This window comes from Paraburkholderia bryophila (assembly GCF_013409255.1).
Lineage (GTDB): Bacteria > Pseudomonadota > Gammaproteobacteria > Burkholderiales > Burkholderiaceae > Paraburkholderia.
This window is the reverse complement of record NZ_JACCAS010000001.1, coordinates 2,974,705-2,990,954: the sequence shown is the minus strand read 5'-3', so window position 1 is coordinate 2,990,954 and position 16,250 is coordinate 2,974,705. Positions and strand designations below refer to the sequence as shown.

Below are 16,250 nucleotides of genomic sequence, written 5' to 3'. Positions count from 1 at the left end.
CCTCGCTCTTACTGGATGTCGGAACCGCTGACGCCAGCGGGCAACGCGGGCGGCAGCCACGCCTGACCGTTGAATGCGCCCATATGGCCGCCGGAATGCACGACGAGACCGCTCTGGTCGACCGCGATGGGCCCACGGGCACCGCCGCGCTCGGCCTTCACGGCCCTCACGCCGGCGACGTACTGCGGGAAATAACTGCCGAGCATCTCGTTCAGATCGGGCATTTGCGGGCCGCGCCATGCAATGCCGAACACGGAGCCGTCGGCGGCCAGATATTCGCGCACCACCGTGCCGTTGCCGAGCGTGGTCTCACGCACGGTGTACGACGCGGAAGCGGAACTCGAGGAAGCGGCGCCGGATGCGGAACGCATCACGCTCAACGCGGCGCTCGCGGCGGGCTGAACAGTGCGGGAGGAAACCGATGCATCCGCGGGCGGGGTCATCGGGGCGCCGCCCAATCCCGCATAGGCGGACGGTACGGCGAACAGCGAACTGGGCAAGACTAGCGCCGTAACGATCCTGGCGCGGCGTACACGACTCCACATGACGAGGCTCCTCCCGAGCTGCGCGCGGTTCGCACAGGATGCGACCGGCTGCGTGTATGCAGATCATACGGCACCGCTGACGTAGCAAACGGGAGGGGTTTTCCTCACCTTGCCAGCGTCCGGCGACTGTCGTCACCGGTCAGCCGTGCCGCTGCTTGAGCTCGTAGTATGCCTGTGGTTTGTGTCGGTAGACAGCAAGCGCACGCGGGCGCGCGGCTTGCTATGCGGACTGGTTTGCCCAGACGATCCGGGCGGCCCGGTAGACGGGCCGCCGGTTGCACTGCAGGCTTAGAAGCCGAGGCTTGCCAGCAGGTCGTCGACTTGCGACTGGTCCTGCATCACGTCCGCCTTGCCTTCCGGATTGATCTGCGGACCGTTCAGCAGACTCTCCGGGCTGCCGGTCGGCGAAATCTCCGCCGCCGCCAATGCCGCCGCGTTCGCCGCGAACTGTTCGCGCCGCTCGAGCGCGATGTTCTCGACCAGCACGCCGAGCAACTGCTGCTCGATCAGGTACACGACGTCCGTGATCTTCTTGATGACCTGGCCGGTCAGATCCTGGAAGTCCTGCGCGAGCATGATCTCCATGAGCTGCGAATTGGTCGCCGAGGTCGCCTCGGGCACGCCGCGCAGGAAGGTGCGCGTGTCGTTCATCAGCGCGCGCACTTCTTCGCGCTCGATCGGCGCCGCGTACCACTGCTCCCAACGTGCGTCGAGCACGCCGGCGTCCTTCTGCAGTTGCTCCTGGATCGGCTTGGCGACTTCGATCGACGACAGCACGCGCTCGGCGGCCTGCTCGGTCATGGTCGCGATGTACTTGAGGCGGTCGCGCGCATCCGGCACCGCTTCGGCCGCACGCTCGACGTGTTTGTCGAGCCCCAGCTCGCGCATCGAATCGCGCAGCGTGCGGGTCAGTGCTCCAATGCGGGCGAGGATGCGGTCGGACGCGAAGTCGCCGCTCTCATTCACCGCTTCGGCGCCTTGCGCATTGGTCGGCAGAGTCACATCAGCTCCCGGCTTTCGCCATCTTCTCGAGAATCTTGTTCAGCTTCTCGTCGAGCGTCGCGGCCGTGAACGGCTTGACGACATAACCGCTAGCGCCGGCCTGGGCCGCCGCGATGATGTTTTCCTTCTTCGACTCGGCCGTCACCATCAGCACCGGCAGGTGCGTGAGGTTCGCGTCGGCGCGGATTTCCTTGAGCATGGCCAGACCGTCGAGGTTCGGCATGTTCCAGTCGGAAATCACGAAGTCGTAGGTGCCCCCGCGCAAACGCGCGAGGCCGGCCTGACCGTCTTCCGCCTCGTCGACGTTCGAATAGCCCAGCTCCTTGAGGAGGTTGCGAACGATCCGGCGCATCGTCGGAAAGTCGTCAACTACCAGAATCTTCATTCCCTTATCCATTTCATTCCCTTAGCTTGATCCATGTGCGCCGCCTGATCGCAGCAACTAGCGCGTCAAACTGGCGCCTCAATCTACCCGGCCAGCATCATACCCGTTGAACGCGATCGCCCATCGACGACAGGCGGGCCATCACGCGCCGGCTCATTTCCGGCAGCGAGGCGATCTCGTCCGCCGCACCGAGCGCAATCGCTTCGCGCGGCATGCCGAACACGATACAGCTCGCCTCGTCCTGCGCAAGGGTATACGCCCCCGCTTTTTTCATGTCCAGCAGTCCGGCTGCGCCGTCGCGACCCATGCCGGTCAGGATCACCCCGACCGCGTTCTTGCCCGCGTGCTGCGCGGCCGAACGGAACAGCACATCCACCGACGGCCGATGCCGGTTCACCGGCGGATCGTCCGACAGATGCGCGATATAGTTCGCGCCGCTGCGGGCCAGCAACAGGTGAGCGTGGCCAGGTGCGATGTACGCATGTCCCGGCAGCACACGTTCGCCATGCTCTGCCTCTTTAACGGTAATCCGGCACAAACCATTGAGGCGTTGCGCAAAAGATTTTGTGAAACCCGGCGGCATATGCTGTGCGATCAGCACGGCGGGCGCATCCGGCGGCAGCGGCACCAGCACTTCGCGGATCGCTTCGGTGCCGCCCGTCGACGCGCCGACAATAATCAGCTTCTCGGTACTGAGCAGCGGATTGTTGAACAGCGGCGCGGCGCCCACCGGCGCATGCGCCGCATGAGCCGCCGCATGCTGGACCGGCGCGGTCTGGCGCACGCGGGCGCGGGCGGCGGCGCGGATCTTGTCGGCGAGCTTTTCCGAGTAGTCGAGCATGCCGTCGCGAATGCCGACCTTCGGCTTGGTGACGAAGTCGACCGCGCCCAGTTCCAGCGCGCGCAGCGTGATTTCGTTACCGCGTTCGGTCAGCGACGACACCATCACGACCGGCATCGGTCGCAGGCGCATCAGCTTCTCGAGGAAGTCGAGGCCGTCCATGCGTGGCATTTCGACGTCGAGCGTCAGCACGTCCGGGTTGTGCTGCTTGATGAGATCGCGCGCGACCAGCGGGTCGGGTGCGGTCGCCACGACCGTCATGTCCGGCTGGCCGTTGATGATTTCCGTCATCAGGCTGCGAATCAGCGCCGAATCGTCGACGCACAGTACTTTGATCTTTTGCACAGCGCTCACGCCTCCTCTGTAGTTCTGGCGTTGTTTGAGTTAATCGGGCGCGAGTTGGCGCCGAACAGTTCGATGCGCGGTTTCGCTGCGCCCGCACTGCCTGCCGCCGACCCTGCTGTTCCCGCTGCTCCGCCGGCGCTCGAGCTGAACAGCTCGACCTTGGGGCGTGCCGCGCCCGTCGACGAAAACAGTTCGACCTTGGGCCGCGCCGCAGCCGGCGTCGAGAACAGCTCGACCCGCTTGCGCGCGGCGGCGAGCCGCTCGGCACGGGCCTCGGCGCCCTGCCGCACGAGCGCCTGTTCGCGCTCGGCCACGCCCGCTTCCTGCTGCAGGCGTAATTTTTTCACCATCACCTGACCGGTGCGCGGCATGAACGCGACCTTGCGCGGGTGCGAGCCCTGCAAGTCTTCCGCGACGATCCGGATCTTTTCGAGCGCCAGATAGCGGCGCACGAATTCCGAATTGCGGTCGCCGATGTTCATCGTCGTCATACCGGCCAGCACCGCACCACCGCCGAACACCTTCGCTTCGAAGCGCTCGCGCCGGCCGCCGGCCTTGATCAGTTCGTTGATCAGCACTTCCATGGCGTACGCGCCGTAGCGCATCGAATCCGATGCGGCCTGCGCGACGTCCGCGCCGTCGTCGGGCAGCATGAAGTGATTCATGCCACCAATGCCCGCGGTGCGGTCCTGAATGCAGGCCGCCACGCACGAGCCGAGCACGGTGACCAGCACCATGTCTTCATGCGTCGTGTAGAACTCGTTCGGCAACAGCTTCACGCCGGGGCGCTGGAAGTGGTTGTCGTAATACAGATTGGTTGCGATCGGCAGGCGGCTGCTCATACGGTCACCCCGCTCGTCGTGTGAGACGACGTCGATGTCGATGCACGCACCGGCGCGCGCGCGCCGGTGGCGTCACGCGTCAGCTCGTAGACGGTCTGGCCGCGCAGCTTGAACGCCTGCGTGACGTACGTGAAGTTTTCCGAGTGACCGGCGAACAGCAGGCCGCCCGATTTCATCAACGGCTCGAAGCGGCCCAGCACCTGGGCCTGGGTCGGCTTGTCGAAATAGATCATCACGTTGCGGCAGAAGATCGCGTCGAACTGCGAGCGCAACTGGTAATCGCGGTCGGTCAGGTTCAGTTGCTGGAAGCGCACCAGCGCGCGCACTTCCGGGCGCACCTTGACCATCCCGGCATGCGCGCCGGTGCCCTTCAGAAAGAAGCGCTTGAGCCGCTCGGGCGACAGGTGCTTGACCTGGTCGAACTGGTACATGCCGGCTTCGGCTTTCGCGAGCACCTGGGTGTCGATATCCGTGGCCAGCACCGAGGCCTGGCGCGCGCCGCTGTCGCCGAGCGCCTCGATCAGCGTCATCGCGATCGAGTACGGTTCTTCGCCGGTGGATGCCGCCGAACACCAGACCGAGACCGGTTGCGGGCGGCGCGGCACGAACTCGGCCAGAATCGGAAAGTGATGCGCCTCGCGGAAGAACGCGGTCAGGTTGGTGGTCAGCGCATTGGTGAAGGCTTCCCACTCAGCCGGATCGTTCTCCGCTTCGAGCAGATCGAGATACTGTTTGAACGTGTCGAGAGCGCGGGCGCGCAGACGGCGCGCCAGACGGCTATACGCCATGTCGCGCTTGTGATCCGACAGCGAAATGCCCGCGCTGCGATGGATCAGGTCGCGAATACGAGCGAAATCCGCCGACGTGAACTCGAAGTCCCGTCCCTGTTCACCGGATCGAACCGGCTCCGCCCGATCGGGTCGTTGCTGTGCGCGCGTTGCCATCATGAAAGTTCCTGCCTGCAATACGAGCCATCCCGCTTGCCGCCCAAAGAGTGTCCCTGGGTGCAAGGGATTGTGTTCGCGGGGTCGCGCCCGCCCGCGAGTTCTTCCAACACGCAGTCGGCCCGCGACACGCCTTGTAAGCGTGCTTCGATGATTCGCCCCTCATGGAGCGAGATGTCGAATGACTGCATGTCTTTGTGCCACTTCCTAGAACGTTTCCCAGTCCGCGTCCGAGCCCGCCGCGGTCGCGCTGGACGCGCCCGAGCGTGATGCGGAATCGGTGGCCGGACGAATCGTCTTCGGCCGCAACGCCGGTTCGACGCGTGCCGCGCCTGCTTCGCGCGCGGTTGTCGCCGGTGCTGCGTGTGCTGCGTGCTCTGCCGTGTTACTCGCCGCTGCCGCGCCCGCAGCCGGTGTGGCGTGATTCACGGCATGATTCGTTGCATGACCCGCGCCGGCTTGCGGCGTGGCCTTGGCAGCCGGTTTGCTCTTGTTGCCGTTGCTACCGAAGTTACCGCTGCTACGCGCCACCGTTGGCGAACGCGCCGCCGGTGCGGCGCTGCTGCGCGTCGGGCCGCCGGCCACTTTCCAGCCGGTCAGCACCGCTTGCAACTGACGCGTCTGATCTTCGAGCGACGCGGCCGCGGCCGCCGCCTGTTCGACCAGCGCGGCGTTCTGCTGCGTGACTTCGTCCATCTGTACGACCGCGCGATTCACCTGTTCGATGCCGCCGGACTGTTCTTCCGACGCCGCGCTGATTTCGCCCATGATGTCGGTCACGCGGCGCACGGCCTGCACGATCTCGTCCATCGTGGTGCCCGCCCGGCCGACCAGCGCCGAGCCGCTTTGCACCTTGTCGACCGAATCGCCGATCAATTCCTTGATTTCCTTCGCGGCGCTCGCGCTGCGCTGCGCGAGGCTGCGCACTTCGCCGGCCACCACCGCGAAACCGCGGCCCTGCTCGCCGGCGCGGGCGGCTTCGACCGCCGCGTTCAGCGCGAGAATATTGGTCTGGAACGCAATGCCTTCGATCACGCCGATGATGTCGACGACCTTGTTCGAGCTGGTCGCGATGCCCTGCATCGTCGTGACGACCTGGCTCACCACGTCGCCGCCGCGCGTGGCGATGTCCGACGCGTTGACGGCCAACTGACTCGCCTGACGCGCGTTCTCGGCGTTCTGCCGCACGGTGCCGGTCAGTTGCTCCATGCTCGACGCGGTTTCCTGCAGCGAAGCGGCTTGCTGTTCGGTACGTTGCGACAGATCGGTGTTGCCCATCGCGATCTCGCGCGCGCCGGTGTCGATCGATTCGGTGCTGCTGTGGACAGCCCTCACCATCGTCGACATGCTGTCCTGCATCCGCTTGATGCCGGCGAACAGAATGCCGATTTCGTTGCGGCTGAACACGTTGATCGACTCGGACAGATCGCCCGCCGCGATCCGCTCGAAGCAGGCGGTCGCATCTTTCAGCGGTTGCACGATCAGGCCGCGCAGCGCGAAACGAATACCGACCACCACGACCAGCGCGAACAATGTGAACGCGATAATCAGCGTGGTCATCAGCGAGATGTTCGACTGCGCGCCGGCCTGCAGATCCACGGCGCTTTGCTGCAATGCCTTGACGACTGCCGACGCCGCGCCGTCATACGCGATGAACATCGGGCTGATCTTCGTGTCGGCGATCGCGTGGTACGCGTTCAGGTCGTTCGCGTTCAGCGCCGTGAACTCCGGATCGACGCCGTCGCGCATCACCGCCGTGCGCCTGGCGAGTACGTCGTCGAGCAGCGCCGGGTCGATGCCGGCTTTCGGCGCGTCGAGATACGCCTGCCAGCTTTGATTGCCCTTGACCAGCAGTTCCTGCGCACGGTCGATCGCCTTCTTCGCTTCGTCCGCATTACCCGCGGCCGACAGCGTGTTGAAACGGTCGATCGCGAGACGCGAGCGCAACAGATACGCGGAAGCATCGTCGAGTGCGTGAATCGCCACCAGATCGCCGCGCGCAATGCGGTCGAGCGACTGGCTCGCGCGATTCAGCGCGGTTAGCCCAAGGGCGCCGACCACCACGGTCAGCGCCGCCAGAAGGATCCCCACCATCGTCAATGACGTGCGAATCGACCACCTGCTCAGCATCTCGATGCTCCCTGTCCCAATCTGTCGTTAAAGCTTGCTGCCGCTGCCGTTACGCGCCGAGCGATTCGATCAGCGCCATTTCGCGGCTGGTCATCAGCTTCTCGATGTCCATCAGGATCAGCATGCGGCCGTCGACGGTGCCCAGTCCCGTGAGGTACTCGGTCGTCAGCGTCGCGCCGAATTCCGGCGCCGGCATGATCTGGTCGGTGGCGAGCGTCAGCACATCCGACACGCCGTCCACCACCATCCCGACCACGCGATGCGCGACGTTCAGGATGATCACCACCGTCTGGTGGTCGTATTCGACGCGGCCCAGATGGAACTTGATGCGCATGTCGACGATCGGCACGATGATGCCGCGCAGATTGATCACACCCTTGATGAACTCCGGCGCATTGGCGATCCGCGTCACGTTGTCGTAGCCGCGGATTTCCTGCACCTTGAGAATGTCGATGCCGTACTCTTCGGCGCCGAGCGTGAAGACGAGGAATTCCTGACCGCCGGCGTCTGCCTGCTGCGCGTCGCGGCGGCCATTCGTACCGCTCGCGTTCGCGACGCTCGAATTGATGGATTGGACTTCTGCCACGTTAGCCCCCAAACGGTTGGGATGAAATAAGTTGAGTGAGTGTTACGTCGAGTGTGAGCGGCATCATGCGAGGCTCATCGCGCCATGCGCGTGGCGCGTTTCGCGGTTCAGCGCCGCCACGTCCACGATCAGCGCGACGCTGCCGTCGCCGAGAATGGTCGCCGCGGAAATGCCGTGCACCTTGCGGTAATTCGTTTCCAGATTCTTCACGACCACCTGCTGCTGGCCCACCAGTTCATCGATCAGCATCGCAAAGCGGCGCCCTTCGGTTTGCATGATGGTGACGATGCCCTGGGTCGGCTCCTGCTTCGCGTCGTCGACGTTGAACACTTCGTGCAACGCGACCAGCGGCAGGTATTCACCGCGCACGCGCACCACGCGCTCGCCGTTGGCCACCGTGTAAATGTCTTCGGCTTGCGGCTGCAGCGACTCCATCACGAAGTTCAGCGGCAGAATGAAAATCTCGCTGCCTACCTTCACCGACATGCCGTCGAGAATCGCCAGCGTGAGCGGCAGAACGATCCGCGTGGTGCTGCCCTTGCCGGCGTGCGAGGTGATTTCCACGTGACCACCCATCGACTGGATGTTCCGCTTCACCACGTCCATGCCGACGCCACGGCCGGAGACGTCCGTGACCTGTTCCGCCGTCGAGAAGCCCGGCAGGAAAATCAGGTTCCAGACTTCTTCGTCGCTCATCGTCTCGCTGACCTGCATGCCTTGCTTGGCCGCCTTCGCGAGAATCTTGTCGCGGCGCAGACCCGCGCCGTCGTCGCTCACTTCAATGACGATGTTGCCGCCATGGTGAGCCGCCGACAGCACCAGTTGGCCGGTCGAATCCTTGCCCGCCGCGCGCCGCGCTTCCACGGTTTCGATACCGTGGTCGAGACTGTTGCGCACGAGGTGAGTCAACGGATCGATGATCCGTTCAATCAGGCTCTTGTCGAGTTCGGTCGCCTGACCGAAGGTGACGAGCTCCACTTCCTTGCCGAGTTTCGCCGCCAGATCGCGCACCAGACGCGGGAAGCGGCTGAACACGTAATCCATCGGCATCATGCGGATCGACATCACCGCTTCCTGCAGATCGCGCGCGTTGCGCTCGAGCTGCGCCATGCCGTTGAAGAGCCGATCGTGCAGCGCCGGGTCGAACGTGCTGGTGGTTTCCGCGAGCATGGCTTGCGTGATCACCAGTTCGCCGACCAGGTTGATCAATTGATCGACCTTTTCGACGCCGACGCGAATCGAGCTGCCTTCCGCGCCACCGGCAGCCGCAGCCGGACGGGCCGCGGCCTTACGGTCGTGTTCGGCAGGCGCGGCGGCGCTCGCCGCCGGCGCCGCACTGGCCGCCGGTGCGCTGCTAGCCGCGGCGGGTTGCGCCGCCGCTGCGTCGAACATGCCGTGTGTTGCAGCGGGCGCAGCGGTGTTGGCCACCGGGGCCGACGACGCTGCCTGCACCGCTTCTACTGCCTGTACTGCTTGCGCCGGGGCCGAATCGGCAGCGTCGGGCGTTCCAGGTTCGCCTTGCTGCGTTTCGTCCACCGGTGCGGTGCCGCGGCCGATCGAGATCTGACTTTCGTCGATCACGAAACAGCAGACGGCGATGATATCGTCGGAGGTCACGTCGGTCTGGAGCCACAGCGTGAAATCGCCACCGCTCTTGACCTGCCCGACGATGTTACCCAGGTTGCCGAGCTCTTCGGCCAGCAGTTCCTGGTCCTTCTCCCCAACGCCCCGTAGCGTAATTTTCAGATGAGGGCCGGCGTTGTCATCCGCGCCGCCGGCACCCGCGACTTGCCCGGTCTGTGCCGGGTCGCCGTCAGTCCATTCACCCGCCGCTGCCTGCCACGCCTGTTCGACGACGTGCTCCGGCGGGGTACCTTCCTGTACTGCTTGAGTTGCAACCGGTGCCGGTGCCGCTTGCACGGCCGGGGCCGGTGCTGCCGGCGCGCCGCCTGCGCGGCTTTCCGCGTGCAACTGTTCGAGCTTCGCGCAGATCGCCTTGGCGATCGCGGCGTCCGGCTCGGCGCTCGCCCGGTAATCGGCGAGCTGGCCGGACAACACGTCCTTGGTTTCGAGGAACGTGTCGATCATGTCCTTGCGCAGCACGAGTTCGTTATTGCGTGCGCGATCGAGCAGCGATTCGAGAATGTGGGTCGTTTCCGTCAACGCGGTAAAGCCGAACGTCGCCGCGCCGCCCTTGATGGAATGCGCCGCGCGGAAAATCGCCGCGAGATCTTCCGGGTCCGGATGCGCGATGTCCAGATTGAGCAGCAACTGCTCCATCTGCGCGAGCAGTTCGTCCGCTTCGTCGAAGAACGTCTGATAGAACTGAGTGATGTCGAGTGTCATGCCTGGGTCACCGCGAGAGTTCCTGTCTAGGCTTGGGCTACCGTGCCGCCGCGTCGAGAGCTTCTATAACTTGGTCTAAGGGTGATGCTTACGCCTGATCCGGTTCGGCCAACGCCGCCACCAGTTCGGTCAGCATGTCCGGGTCGAGCGGCTTTTCGATCCAGCCGGTCGCGCCCGCCGCTCGCGCCGCCGCCTTGAACGGCTCGCCCGATTCCGTCGTGAGGACGAGGATGGGTGTCGCCTGGTAGGCCGGGTTGCCGCGCAGCTCCGCGATCAGATCGAGGCCGGTCTTGCCCGGCATGTGCTGGTCGGTCAACACGAGGTCGAACGACATGGCGAGCGCGTTTTCGAGCCCTTCGATGCCGTCCGACGCGAGCGTCACCTCATAGCCGGCCGTCGTCAGCGTCGCGGCGAGAATCTGCCGCATCGATGCCGAATCGTCGATTGCCAGGATATGCCTGATCATGAAAACCTCGCTGCACTTACGCTATGGATCGCCCGGCGGTCCGCGCCAGTGGGCGCGTGGACCGGCCAGACGACCGCTGTCTGTTACTGGGCCGCCGGCGCTGCCGCCGGCAACTTCGGTGCAGCCGTCACCGGCTGCGCAAGCTTTTGCAGCAACGGCTTGGAGCCGGCTGCGTCGTCCGACAAGGTGGTCGTGGTGGAGTCGTCATGATCGAGCGCCTCCTCCGACTTCTTGTTCAACACGATGATGCTGATGCGGCGGTTTTCCGGATCCATCGGGTCCGCCTTGTTCAGGTTCTGCGTCGACGCGAGACCGAGCACGCGCATCACCTTCGCTTCGTCCATGCCGCCGGCGATCAGCTCGCGGCGCGACGCATTGGCGCGGTCCGCGGACAGTTCCCAGTTGCTGTAACCCTTCTCGCCGCCCGCGTACTGCGCGGCGTCGGTGTGTCCCTGCACGATGATGCGGTTCGGCACGTCGTTCAGCGTGTGGCCGATCTCGCGCAGAATGTCGCGCATGTACGGCTCCACCTGGTCTTTCGCGGTCGCGAACATCGGCCGCTTCTGCGAGTCGACGATCTCGATGCGCAGGCCGGTCAGCGTCGAATCGATGCGGATCTGCTGCTTGAACTGACGCAGCACCGGATTCGCCTCGATCGCCGCCATCAGCTTGACCTGCAGATCGTGCAGCCGGACCTGTTCGCGGCGTTCCAGCTCGCCTTGCGTCTGGTTCATCGAATCGTCGTTACTGTGCGAAACGGTCCGCTGCGCACGGCTGTTCTGGCCGTCCGTCATGCGCGTAATGCCCTGGGCGTCGGTCGAAATGTCGCGACCGCCACCCTTCAGAATGCTGGAGTCTTCCGCGCTGCGGTCGCCGCCCCACAGCGTCACCTTCAACGGCTGGTTGAAGTAATCGGCGATCCCCTTCAACTGCACCGTGGACGCCGAACTCAGCAACCACATCAGCAGGAAGAACGCCATCATCGCGGTCATGAAGTCCGCGTACGCGAGCTTCCACGCGCCGCCGTGATGGCCGGCCTTCTTCGGTGCTGCGCGCTTGACGACAATGGCGCGGTCTTTATCCTTGCTCATCGATTCGGTTCCCGGCGCCCTTTACTTGGCCTTGACGCGGCGCACGTGCTCTTCGAGCTCGGCGAACGACGGGCGCTCGGTCGAGAAGAGCACCTTGCGGCCGAATTCGACGGCGATCGCCGGGGCGTAGCCGTTCAGGCTGGCCAGAATCGTCACCTTGATGCACTGGAACATCTTGGTCGACTCGGTCACGCGCTGTTCGGCGACGCTCGCGAGCGGCCCGATCAGCCCGTACGAGAGCAAAATCCCCAGGAAGGTGCCGACCAGCGCTTGCGCGATCATCTCGCCGAGCACCGCGGGCGGCTTGTCGGCCGAGGCCATGGTGTGCACCACGCCCATCACCGCGGCCACGATCCCGAACGCCGGCATGGCGTCGCCGACCTTGTTCAGGGCGTGCGCGGGCGCCTCGCCTTCCTGGTGATGCGTTTCGATTTCCTCGTCCATCAGACTTTCGATCTCGAACGCATTCATGTTGCCGCCCACCATCAAGCGCAGGTAGTCGGTCAGGAATTCGATGATGTGATGGTCGGCGAGAATCTTCGGGTATTGCGTGAAGATCGGACTCTTCGACGGATCGTCGATGTCCGCTTCCAGCGTCAGCGTGCCTTCCTTGCGCGCCTTGGCCAGCAGAACGTAAAGGAGCGCCATCAGCTCCATGTAGACGTCCTTGTTGTACTTCGCGCCCTTGAACAGGGTTGGAATGACACGCAGCGTCGCCTTGATCGTCTTCATTCCGTTGCCGAGAATGAACGCGCCGATACCCGCACCGACGATCATCAGCACTTCGACAGGCTGCAGCAGCGCACCAAGATGGCCGCCTTCAAGCGCGTAACCGCCGAAAACGGACAACAGCGTCACGAGAGTTCCCACGAAAATCAGCACTGCCGAGCCCTCACAAAGAAGCGACGGTGACCGTCGTTAATCTGGTTTACGGCAACGGAGCAGAAAACTTTGGTGGAAAAGCGGCTCGTCGCTCCGGTGTAAACCAGAGGCGGGTGCGCCAGACCCGGTAAGGGCAGGCGCGGAACGGGCGGACCGAAGAGTCCGCCGGATAGGGAGGTGGCCGGCGCGCGGTGCGTCGGCATGCCGCGGGTGGCCATGGCAGCCGTGGCGGCCGTGTTGGCCATGTTGGCTGCCCGCAGCCGCCCTGGCTCAGGCTTCGAGCGCGGCAAGGTTCTCGCGGGCGCGAGCGTCGGCGAATTTCTTTGTCTTACCGGCCCGCGACGGCGGCTGGCACAGCCCGCAGACGAACGCATGCTGCGGATCGTGTGCATGCGCGACAAAATGTCCCCCGCAACGGCAGCAGGCGGTCATTTGCAGCATGCCGGAATCGAAGAAGCGCACCAGCGTCCACGCGCGCGTGAGGCTGAGCACCGGCTCGTCGTCGTGCAAATGGACATGTTCCAGATACAGCCGGTAGCTTTTCACGATCGACTGGATCGTCTGGCAACCGCCGTGGCCGGCCATGAAACGGTAGATGTTGTAGAACAGCGAGGAGTGAAAGTTCGGCTGCCAGGTCATGAACCAGTCGGTCGAAAACGGCAACATGCCCTTGGGTGGCGACACCCCCTTCAATTCCTTGTACAGCTTGATGAGCCGGTCGCGCGACAGACTGGTTTCCGCTTCCAGCAATTGCAGGCGCGCGCCCAGTTCGATCAGTTCGATGGCCAGGGTGATTTCCCTGACTTCGAGCACCACACTTTTATAGGCCATCCGCGTGCCAATCTCCCGTCCTGATCGCTTTGTTTGACATGCGAGCTGCCATCAGCCGAGTTGCTCGACCGGCTGGCTAGCCATCAGGATCGCGGAATGCGCCTGAGCCACGGCGCTGGTTTTGCCTTTGTCCGCGAGCGCGGACAGCACGGCATGGTCGTCGAAACGGAAACGGCACAACACCTGATTGGACGCCGCCAGCTTCACGGTCTGCGCCAAAGACAAACTGGCGAGCACATCGGCTAACTGGTCCGAAATCCCCATGCGAAACATGCCCATCGGCTTGTCTTCGCGCAGCAATCGCTGCGCTAGCAGGAGATACGACAGGTTGACTTCTCTGATCTCATTGAGCATTTCGCTTGTCGCGCTCATGATTCCCCCGGGGTAAATCTGGCTGGTCAGGCCGTTACGGAAACGTTTGCTCGAACGCGCGCACCCCAACCGCACGAATCGGCTCGTTTCTGGTCTTGCGCACATTGTCTCGAAAGGGGGAGCGGACGAAAATCGGACAGACACCCAGCCTGCCTGACGGATTAATCCGTCATTCATGTAGGAATAATTCCTACAAAGGGGCGTGCGTGGGACAGTGAGTTGGCGCGGCATGCGCGCAATTTGCGTTTTGCGATGCGCTTTGAATACTCGCCTGGAGAAGGCCGCGGACCGAATGGTGAGTCGTGAATGACTCTGGATCCGCACCGTTGCAGCGGTGAAAAAGAATTATAAGACCATTTCACTTCTCCGCAACGCGTCCTTACGCAGGCGCGTAGGTATTGCCCTCCAGCCGTCAGGCGCGCGCCTTGCTGAAGGCTGCGCAGTGTTTCATTTCGCGCCGCTGCTATCGGCTGAATGCCGACGGTGAGCGTCCAGTCGACCTGTAACGCACCATGTTTCGCGCTGTAACAACATTAAGCGTTTGAAAAATAACTCGAATTAGCTCGGCCGATCCCGATAATGGACGCTAAGGGATTACCCGATGCAGGTTCGGAGCACCCCCGGGCGGCGGCTTACCGCGCCCAACCGTCCGACAGGCATTCGCGCTTCGCTCGACCCGAGCATTGCTGTGCGAAGCCGATATGAACAGGAGAAACGCATGCGAATCGCCCAAATTGCGCCGTTGTATGAAGCCGTCCCGCCGAAGCTCTATGGCGGCACCGAACGCGTCGTGTCGTACCTGACCGAAGCGCTGGTCGACCTCGGCCACGATGTCACGCTGTTTGCGAGCGGCGACTCGGTCACGTCCGCGAACCTCGACGCCTGCTGGCCGCGCGCACTGCGTCTCGATCCGACGATCCGCGACGCGTTGGCGCCGCACGTCCTGATGATGGAAAAGGTCCGCAAGGTCGCGCACGAGTTCGATGTGCTGCACTTTCACCTCGACTACATGCCGTTCCCGCTGTTCACGACCATGGACACGCCGTTCGTGACTACGCTGCACGGCCGCCTCGACTTGCCGGAACTGCAACCCGTGTTCGACGCGTTCTCCCACGTGCCGGTGGTGTCGATCTCCGATTCGCAGCGTCTGCCGTTGCCGCAAGCCAACTGGCTGAACACGATTTACCACGGCTTGCCGGACCAGTTGCTGACGCCGCAGGCGCACAAGAAGCCGGAATACCTGGCGTTCCTCGGCCGCATTTGCCCGGAGAAGCGCGTCGATACAGCTATCAAGATCGCTGCACAAAGCGGTTTGCCGCTGAAGATCGCCGCCAAGGTGGACAAGGTCGACCAGGAATACTTCAAGCGCGAGATCGAGCCGCTGCTGTCGATGGCGCACGTGGAGTTCGTCGGCGAGATCAACGAGGCGCAGAAGCCCGAGTTCCTGTCCGGCGCCAAGGCGCTGCTGTTCCCGATCGACTGGTCGGAGCCGTTCGGCCTGGTGATGATCGAGTCGATGGCCTGCGGCACGCCGGTGATCGCGTTTAATCGCGGTTCGGTACCGGAAGTGATCGACCACGGTGTGACGGGCTATATCGTCGAGGACGTGCAAGGCGCGGTGGCCGCGCTGCAGCGTCTGGACGAGTTGTCGCGCACTGAGATTCGCGCGCAATTCGAACGCCGGTTTAGTTCGAAGACGATGGCGCAGAACTATGTGGACGGCTATTCGGCACTGATCGAAGCGACCCGCCGGCCGATGCTGCGCCAGGTGGCGGTGGGCTGAAAGCTCGGTTGAATGAGGTGAATGGCGTGGGACAAGCGGCTTATGCCTCATCGTTTAGCGGCGTTTAAGCGTGCCCCCCGCCCGCTTACGCCGCTTTCCGCTGCTTTCCCATTTCCCAGCCAAATCGGCAGTCAATTCACCATGTGAATCGTTTGCGCGGGCGGGAAGTCGGAGTTATCCCACCTAATTTGCAGAAAAAGCCGCCTCCCCGGGCGGCTTTTTTAATGCCGGCATGGATACGCTCCCATAGCGGATTCGCGTGCGGTCAATAAGTCCGATTGCCACTAACCTTCAGTTGGCTTTCGTCGGGCTGCAAATAGACTCACGCCGCGCCAATCAGAAAACGCTCGCGATTCTTGCCGGCAATCCACTTAGGCGGTTTGCCGCGGCCGCTCCACGTATTGCCCGATTTGGGATCCTGGTATTTCGCCGGCAACGGCGCCTTTTTGGGCGGGCGTCCGCGCCGCGCGGCGACCGCAAAGCCCAGGTCTTGCGCACTCAGACCGTATTCAGCGATCTTTTGGCGGATGTCGGCGACAACATTGTCAATTTCAGTACGGCGCGCTTCTTCTGCTTGCGCCTGCAATTTGGCGATCTGCGCCTTGAGATCTGCGTATTGTGACATTCCGGTTCTCCCCTTTTCTAGAACTCATTCGCTCGCAGACTAACTGCAATTATAAAAATTCGCAATGGCCAATAATACCGATTTAGGAAGATATCCTCTGATAATTATTAAGCTTCGATGAATTGTAAAATGCCATCTTTATCCGGTAATAATAGGTAAATCAGACTCCACTTTTGACAATTCTTGACACCCATTCTGGCTGTCCTTCCCTAGAATTGCGCGCTCAAACATCTA

At 63.3% G+C, this 16,250-nt stretch carries 16 protein-coding genes; 1 reads left to right on the top strand and 15 read right to left on the bottom strand.

The genetic code is table 11. The features are described 5' to 3' along the window. Positions 1-8: 8 nt before the first annotated feature. The 14 genes from GGD40_RS13240 to flhD form a co-directional block, all read right to left on the bottom strand. Entirely contained in the window at positions 9-545 is a 537-nt protein-coding gene (locus tag GGD40_RS13240) for a DUF2844 domain-containing protein (protein WP_179743961.1), read from the bottom strand. A gap of 288 nt (positions 546-833) precedes the next feature. Next, complete coding sequence (gene cheZ / locus GGD40_RS13235) at positions 834-1,547, bottom strand: protein phosphatase CheZ (protein ID WP_179707767.1); 714 nt, start codon at positions 1,545-1,547, stop codon at positions 834-836. Position 1,548: 1 nt separating this feature from the next. Continuing rightward, on the bottom strand, positions 1,549-1,944 hold the full coding sequence (cheY, locus tag GGD40_RS13230) for a chemotaxis response regulator CheY (protein ID WP_007179968.1): 396 nt from the start codon (positions 1,942-1,944) through the stop codon (positions 1,549-1,551). Positions 1,945-2,029: 85 nt separating this feature from the next. Beyond that, the gene (locus GGD40_RS13225; protein WP_179708946.1) at positions 2,030-3,118 is read right to left on the bottom strand and encodes a protein-glutamate methylesterase/protein-glutamine glutaminase; all 1,089 of its coding nucleotides are present in this window, start codon (positions 3,116-3,118) and stop codon (positions 2,030-2,032) included. A 5-nt stretch (positions 3,119-3,123) separates the two neighbouring features. Beyond that, the gene (gene cheD / locus GGD40_RS13220; protein ID WP_179707765.1) at positions 3,124-3,960 is read right to left on the bottom strand and encodes a chemoreceptor glutamine deamidase CheD; all 837 of its coding nucleotides are present in this window, start codon (positions 3,958-3,960) and stop codon (positions 3,124-3,126) included. Beyond that, positions 3,957-4,907 (bottom strand): CheR family methyltransferase, encoded by a 951-nt coding sequence (locus GGD40_RS13215; protein WP_179707763.1) that lies wholly within the window; start codon positions 4,905-4,907, stop codon positions 3,957-3,959. Before GGD40_RS13215 ends, cheD begins: the two co-directional genes overlap by 4 nt. A 204-nt stretch (positions 4,908-5,111) precedes the next feature. Next, on the bottom strand, positions 5,112-7,034 hold the full coding sequence (locus tag GGD40_RS13210) for a methyl-accepting chemotaxis protein (RefSeq protein ID WP_179743960.1): 1,923 nt from the start codon (positions 7,032-7,034) through the stop codon (positions 5,112-5,114). Positions 7,035-7,083: 49 nt separating this feature from the next. Then, a complete protein-coding gene (gene cheW, locus GGD40_RS13205) occupies positions 7,084-7,620 on the bottom strand; it encodes a chemotaxis protein CheW (RefSeq protein WP_179707760.1) in 537 nt (178 codons plus the stop codon). Between the two features lie 63 nt (positions 7,621-7,683). Continuing rightward, positions 7,684-9,966 carry a chemotaxis protein CheA gene (cheA, locus tag GGD40_RS13200; RefSeq protein WP_179707758.1) on the bottom strand — a complete coding sequence of 761 codons (2,283 nt, stop codon included), beginning with the start codon at positions 9,964-9,966 and terminating at the stop codon, positions 7,684-7,686. Between the two features lie 88 nt (positions 9,967-10,054). Beyond that, positions 10,055-10,432 (bottom strand): response regulator, encoded by a 378-nt coding sequence (locus tag GGD40_RS13195; protein WP_179707756.1) that lies wholly within the window; start codon positions 10,430-10,432, stop codon positions 10,055-10,057. 83 nt (positions 10,433-10,515) lie between these two features. Next, positions 10,516-11,523 (bottom strand): flagellar motor protein MotB, encoded by a 1,008-nt coding sequence (gene motB / locus GGD40_RS13190; RefSeq protein ID WP_179743959.1) that lies wholly within the window; start codon positions 11,521-11,523, stop codon positions 10,516-10,518. Between the two features lie 21 nt (positions 11,524-11,544). Beyond that, the gene (gene motA, locus GGD40_RS13185) at positions 11,545-12,405 is read right to left on the bottom strand and encodes a flagellar motor stator protein MotA (RefSeq protein ID WP_134961442.1); all 861 of its coding nucleotides are present in this window, start codon (positions 12,403-12,405) and stop codon (positions 11,545-11,547) included. A 270-nt stretch (positions 12,406-12,675) separates the two neighbouring features. Further along, entirely contained in the window at positions 12,676-13,236 is a 561-nt protein-coding gene (flhC, locus tag GGD40_RS13180; RefSeq protein ID WP_179743958.1) for a flagellar transcriptional regulator FlhC, read from the bottom strand. A gap of 51 nt (positions 13,237-13,287) precedes the next feature. Then, positions 13,288-13,608, bottom strand: coding sequence for a flagellar transcriptional regulator FlhD (gene flhD / locus GGD40_RS36925; protein WP_035562573.1), 321 nt, complete (start codon positions 13,606-13,608; stop codon positions 13,288-13,290). Positions 13,609-14,326: 718 nt separating this feature from the next. Here flhD and GGD40_RS13170 point away from each other — a divergent pair. Then, the gene (locus GGD40_RS13170) at positions 14,327-15,391 is read left to right on the top strand and encodes a glycosyltransferase family 4 protein (protein WP_179707748.1); all 1,065 of its coding nucleotides are present in this window, start codon (positions 14,327-14,329) and stop codon (positions 15,389-15,391) included. 322 nt (positions 15,392-15,713) lie between these two features. Here the strand turns inward: GGD40_RS13170 and GGD40_RS13165 are convergent, their stop codons facing one another. Beyond that, a complete protein-coding gene (locus GGD40_RS13165; protein ID WP_035554438.1) occupies positions 15,714-16,016 on the bottom strand; it encodes an H-NS histone family protein in 303 nt (100 codons plus the stop codon). Positions 16,017-16,250: the final 234 nt, after the last annotated feature.